Origin of the sequence: Cryobacterium sp. MLB-32, assembly GCF_000738085.1 — a bacterium.
Classification (GTDB): domain Bacteria; phylum Actinomycetota; class Actinomycetes; order Actinomycetales; family Microbacteriaceae; genus Cryobacterium.
In genome coordinates this window covers 1-4,554 of the sequence record NZ_JPRS01000240.1, presented here as the reverse complement: position 1 = coordinate 4,554, position 4,554 = coordinate 1, and the positions used below count along the sequence as shown (strand labels likewise).

Here is a 4,554-nt window from a genome sequence, read left to right as displayed (position 1 = left end):
CGCTGGGTACTGCGGTCTGAGTTGTCATGATTGCCCTTCGATCGGTAACGAACTATGCGTCATATTTGGAAGATTGTTGACAATCCTACAGGGAGTAGGTAGGTTTTTCGACAAGCACCACGGGGTTCACCGAAGAGCCACTAGGAGTAACCGCACGAGGTCCGACCCTGGGCCCTACGAGATCGGAACCACTCATGATTCGACACTATTCGCGCAGCGCAGCAATGCGTGGGGTTGGCGTCATCGCGGCCGGGTTGCTCCTGGCCGGGAGCCTCAGTGCCTGCTCGGCCACCTCGACGGGCGGCGATGCGGAGGTCAGTACCTTGCAGAACGGCAAGGACCTCGGCTACCTGCGGGTTGGAATCGCCAACGAACCGCCCTACACCGAGGTGAACGCCGATGGATCCGTGCACGGCGGCGAGCCCGACGTGCTGCGCGAAGTGCTGAAGACCATGGGGATCGGCGAGATCCAGGGCATCATCACCCCCTACGACGCCATGATCCCCGGCCTCAACGCCAACCGCTGGGACGTGGTGGCTGCCGGCCTCTTCATGAAGCAGTCGCGGTGTGCGGCGGTCGCCTACTCCGAACCCGTCATCGTCTCCACGGAGTCGTACGGAACCCCGGTCGGCAACCCGAAGAACATCACGACCCTCGCCGACATCCAGGAGAATGCGGATCTCAAGATCGCCGTCCTCTCCGGCGGGTTCGAAGAGGGAATCCTCAAGACCATCGAGCTTCCCCAGGACCAGATCGTGCTCGTGAAGGACAGCCGCAGCGGCATGGAAGCGGTCACCGCCAACCGTGCCGACGCCTTCCTGCTGCCGACCCTCTCGCTCCGCTCGCTCGTTGAACAGGACCCGAGCATCGAGGTGACCGACCCGATCGAGGACGCGCCGCGCACCGGTTCCGGAGCCGCATTCCGCAAGGGCGACACCGAGCTCCTGGCCGAGTACAACAAGCAGCTGGCCGTCTTCAAGGAGACACAGGCCTACACCGACATCATGGTCAAGTGGGGCTTCGACCCCGAGGCCGCCAAGGGCGTCACCGCCGCCGAGCTCTGCAAGAACGAGGGCTAGGTCACCAGCCCGTATCGCTCGGTGCGGAACCCGCTGCTGGGTCCGCACCGAGCGCATCCGTTCTCACCGTCAGAAAGGCTGGTCACGGTTTGGATGCCGTATTTGATTACTCCGGGCTCTTGGTTCAGGGGCTGGGCGTTACCATTCTCGTCACGGTTCTCGGCGCGGCCCTCACCATTGTCGTCGCCTTCACGGCGGGACTGAGCGGGCTCTCGCAGCATCGCTGGCTGCGCTGGCCGTCAACGATCTTCGTCGAATTCTTCCGCGGCACCGGGCTTCTCGTGCAGATGTTCTGGTTCTTCTACGCCCTGCCGTTCCTCGGTATCGAACTGGCCCCGCTGGTGGCCGGTGTTCTTGCGCTGGGATTGAACGAGGGCGCGTATGCGGCCGAGGTTGTGCGTGGAACCATTCGGTCCCGAGCGAAGGGGCAGACGGAGGCGGCCATCGCCCTGGGAATGACCCCGGCATTACGGATGCGCCGCATCCTGATCCCGCAGTCCATTCCGGCCATGCTGCCCGCTTTTGGAAACGTCATGGTCGACCTGTTGAAGAACACGTCCCTGGTGTCGCTGGTCACGGTCTCCGACCTCACGTGGCGAGCGTTCACCGCCCGCACGGTGACCGGGCAGACCGTTGAGCTGTTCCTCACCATCCTCGTGCTCTACTACTTCCTCTCCCTGCTCATTGGCTGGCTGATTCGGTACCTCGAGAAGCGATTCGCGCTCGACCGTAAGTCGCTTGCCAAGGCCAGGCCGCTCAAGGCTCTGGCAGGAAGGTTCTCCTCATGAGTGTCTGGGACAACGCCTTCGCCATCTCGATCGTGCCGGTCCTGCTCAAAGGACTGTGGCTGACGATCCAGATCACCCTCGTGGGATTCGTCATCAGCCTGATCGTCGGGCTTGTGGTTGCCGTCATCCGGTACCTGAAGATTCCGATCATCTCGCCGCTGGCCACCTTCTACGTATCTTTTGTTCGAGGAACACCACTGCTCGTGCAGGCGTACGTCGCGTTCTACGTCTTGCCGTTGCTCGGCGTCACGTTCGACGCCCTGCCCACCGGCATCGTGGTGATCGGCCTGAACTACAGCGCCTACACGGCGGAGGTGTATCGCGCCGGCATCGAACAGCTGCACAAGGGCCAGTGGGAGGCCGCAACGGCGTTGAGTCTGCCGCGCTGGCGTACCTGGGTGCGCATTGTGATTCCCCAGGCCGTGCGGCCGATCATCCCCGTGCTCGGCAACTACCTGATCATGATGTTCAAGGACTCGGCGATCCTGTCGTCGATCACCATCATCGAGCTGCTCGGATCTGCCCTGTCAATCGGCAGCAGTTACTACCGCTACCTCGAGCCCATCACCATCATCGGACTGATGTATTTCGCCATCAGCTTTCCGTGTTCACTTCTCATCAAGAAACTGGAGCGTCGTTTTGTCCCCCAACACTGAAACGCTGAAGACCCTCAACAACACCGGCGCCCCGCGCGACGTCGAGATCTCCTTCGCCCAGGTGAGTAAGGCCTGGGGAGACAATCACGTTCTGCGCGGCCTTGACCTGGAGGTCAAGGCCGGGGAGAAGGTGTCGATCATCGGGCCGTCGGGGTCGGGTAAGACCACCATCCTGCGAATCCTGATGACGCTCGAGACGCCCGACGAGGGCCTCGTGACAGTGGGCGGTGACGTGCTCTGGGACGCCAAGCGCGGCGTCAAGAGCAAGGAAACGAAGCAGACACAGAAGACCCGCCGCAAAGTAGGCATGGTCTTCCAGCAATTCAACCTGTTTCCGCACCTGACGGTGCTCGAAAACGTGATCGAGGCCCCCATCCACGTGCTGGGAATCTCGAAGCAGGAGGCCACCGAGCGGGCGGTCGACCTGTTGGAGCTCGTCGGCCTGCAGGAACACATGAAGCACACTCCGCCGGAGCTGTCGGGCGGTCAGCAGCAGCGGGTCGCCATCGCCCGTGCCCTGGCGATGCGCCCCCGCGTCATGCTCTTCGACGAGCCGACGTCCGCTCTTGATCCCGAGCTGATCGGTGAGGTCTTGAACGTGATCCGTCGGCTGGCCACCACGACGGACATGACCATGCTGATGGTCACCCACGAGATGAGGTTCGCGCAGGAAATCTCCGACCGTGTCGTCATGTTCGACAAGGGCGTCGTGGTCGAGCAGGGCTCGCCGGAGCAGATTTTCAAGAACCCGCAGGAAGATCGAACCCAGCGATTCCTGAAAGCGGTGACGTCCTACTGATCCCGCTCGGTCGGCCGGGGCCGCGCCAGGAGGCGTTGCCCCGGGCCGACTGCCGGAAGGTCGCACAGAGCGAGTGCCGCCCACATGGTGGCTTGGTTGGCGGAGATGATCGGCTTGCCCAGTTCGCGCTCGAGGGGAGCGATGAGGTCGTAGGTGGGAAGGTTTGTGCAGGACACCACGATGGCCTGGGCATCCGGTGAGTCGGCGAGGCGGATGAGTTCCGCGGTACGACGGTAGGGCACGGTCCACATGTTGGCGTCCATGCCCAGGTGGGCGATGCCGGTCACGGCGACCGAACTCTCAATCAGGAAGTCCTGCAGCCGGATGGTGATTTCCGCGTCGTAGGGCGTCGCAATGGCGACCCGGTTGACGCCGAGGTGCCCGAGGGCCGAGACGATGGCCCCCGATGCCGTCACGGCTGGTGCGCCCCCGGCGGACATGAGGGCCGCGGCCACCGCCCGCTCGCCGGCGCGCCCGTTGGCGAAGCTGCCCGATGTGCACGCGTAGGCATACACGGAGGGTGCGATGGTCATCAGCTGCTGTACCGTGGAGCGGATTCCGGTCTCGTCGCCAAGAGACTCCACCATCTCCAGGGTCACCGGCAGCGGGTCGAACGGGGTGCGAGCAAAGAAGAGCGAGGCTGCCGGAGGCGCCCACCGCCAGAGCTCGGCATCGAGGGCCATGTCATGGGGTGCGACGACCCCGATGCCGATGTGCGTCGGGGGCCCGAGGGGGATCTCATCGTGGTGCGTCGTCTTCGCCAATGCTGCCTCCCCATGCCGGTGCTCTGGCCATCGTGCGTGAGGCCCGTGCTCAGTATTGTTGACAATCCTACAGAATACAACCTAGTATGTGAAAAAATCGAAGGGATGATTACATGGCTCGCTACATCACCGTAACGCTCGAAACACGAGGCGTCACCTGCCTGGCACGACTGCTCGACGACGAGGCGCCCCGCACGGCGGCCGCGGTGTGGGATGCCCTGCCGCTCTCCTCGGCCGTCTTTCATGGCAAGTATGCCCGCAACGAGATTTACAACCTGGTGCCTGCTTTCGCCCCGGTCGAGCCGGGCAAGGAAAACACCACGATCACGCCGATCCCCGGTGACCTCTGCTACTTCGAATTCGACGCCAACGACCTGGCGACTCCCTCCCACGGATACACCAGCGGAGAGGGACCTCAGGAGCTGAAGAAGATCATCGACCTCGCGGTCTTCTACGGCCGCAATAACC

At 63.1% G+C, this 4,554-nt stretch carries 6 protein-coding genes; 5 read left to right on the top strand and 1 reads right to left on the bottom strand.

Going from position 1 to position 4,554, the window contains the following annotated elements:
* Positions 1-194: 194 nt before the first annotated feature.
* From ehuB to ehuA, 4 genes are all read left to right on the top strand, one after another.
* The gene (gene ehuB / locus JF66_RS16850) at positions 195-1,079 is read left to right on the top strand and encodes an ectoine/hydroxyectoine ABC transporter substrate-binding protein EhuB (protein WP_035879825.1); all 885 of its coding nucleotides are present in this window, start codon (positions 195-197) and stop codon (positions 1,077-1,079) included.
* A gap of 89 nt (positions 1,080-1,168) precedes the next feature.
* The gene (gene ehuC / locus JF66_RS16845) at positions 1,169-1,867 is read left to right on the top strand and encodes an ectoine/hydroxyectoine ABC transporter permease subunit EhuC (RefSeq protein WP_035879824.1); all 699 of its coding nucleotides are present in this window, start codon (positions 1,169-1,171) and stop codon (positions 1,865-1,867) included.
* A complete protein-coding gene (gene ehuD / locus JF66_RS16840; RefSeq protein ID WP_035879823.1) occupies positions 1,864-2,523 on the top strand; it encodes an ectoine/hydroxyectoine ABC transporter permease subunit EhuD in 660 nt (219 codons plus the stop codon). Before ehuC ends, ehuD begins: the two co-directional genes overlap by 4 nt.
* Positions 2,507-3,322 carry an ectoine/hydroxyectoine ABC transporter ATP-binding protein EhuA gene (ehuA, locus tag JF66_RS16835; protein WP_081882466.1) on the top strand — a complete coding sequence of 272 codons (816 nt, stop codon included), beginning with the start codon at positions 2,507-2,509 and terminating at the stop codon, positions 3,320-3,322. Before ehuD ends, ehuA begins: the two co-directional genes overlap by 17 nt.
* Here ehuA and JF66_RS16830 read toward each other — a convergent pair.
* Positions 3,316-4,086: an Asp/Glu/hydantoin racemase gene (locus JF66_RS16830; RefSeq protein ID WP_231556479.1), complete on the bottom strand. Its 771-nt coding sequence runs from the start codon at positions 4,084-4,086 to the stop codon at positions 3,316-3,318. The two genes, ehuA and JF66_RS16830, sit on opposite strands and share 7 nt — an antisense overlap.
* 113 nt (positions 4,087-4,199) lie before the next feature.
* Between JF66_RS16830 and JF66_RS16825 the strand changes: the two genes are divergently transcribed.
* A partial coding sequence (locus JF66_RS16825; RefSeq protein WP_035879822.1) for a DUF3830 family protein occupies positions 4,200-4,554 on the top strand: 355 nt, incomplete at its 3' end.

Excerpts from the sequence above, each read along its gene's own strand:
- ehuB (WP_035879825.1), top strand. The coding sequence starts at position 195 with ATGATTCGACACTATTCGCGCAGCGCAGCAATGCGTGGGGTTGGCGTC.
- ehuD (WP_035879823.1), top strand. The coding sequence starts at position 1,864 with ATGAGTGTCTGGGACAACGCCTTCGCCATCTCGATCGTGCCGGTCCTG.